Annotated in this window: 1 pseudogene; it reads right to left on the reverse strand. The window is 73.9% G+C overall.

Features of this window, described 5'->3' with window-relative positions:
- Window positions 1-379 (reverse strand): annotated as a pseudogene (locus AC5RUJ_RS18655) (FtsK/SpoIIIE domain-containing protein); the annotation flags it as partial.

Below are 379 nucleotides of genomic sequence, written 5' to 3' on the forward strand. Positions count from 1 at the left end.
GCGGGCCGCGGCCGGCGGCGGGCAGCCGGTTGGATCGGTGACCAGCTGGCAGGCCCCGCCGTCGCCGCCGATACGGCCCTGCACAAAAGCCCTGCCGGACACCGCGTTCATGGGAGGAAGGCGGGGCCAGCCCAGCAAGGTTTCGGGACCGGCACCGGTCGGAAGGTAAAGCCGGTTGGCCATGAGCGGCAGGAAGCGGCTGCCGGACAGCTCTCGGTCTCCGGACACAACCAGGACGACCCCCGTGGCCTGGCCGTCGCGGGCCAGATCCTGCAGGCAGTCTTCTGCCCAGCCGAGCCGGCCGGCCCGGAAGCCACCGAGCCAGCGGCCCCACCCGCTGACCAGCAGGGCCAGCGGAACGACGGCCGCCGGATCGGGC

This window comes from Arthrobacter sp. Y3223164 (genome assembly GCF_059091005.1).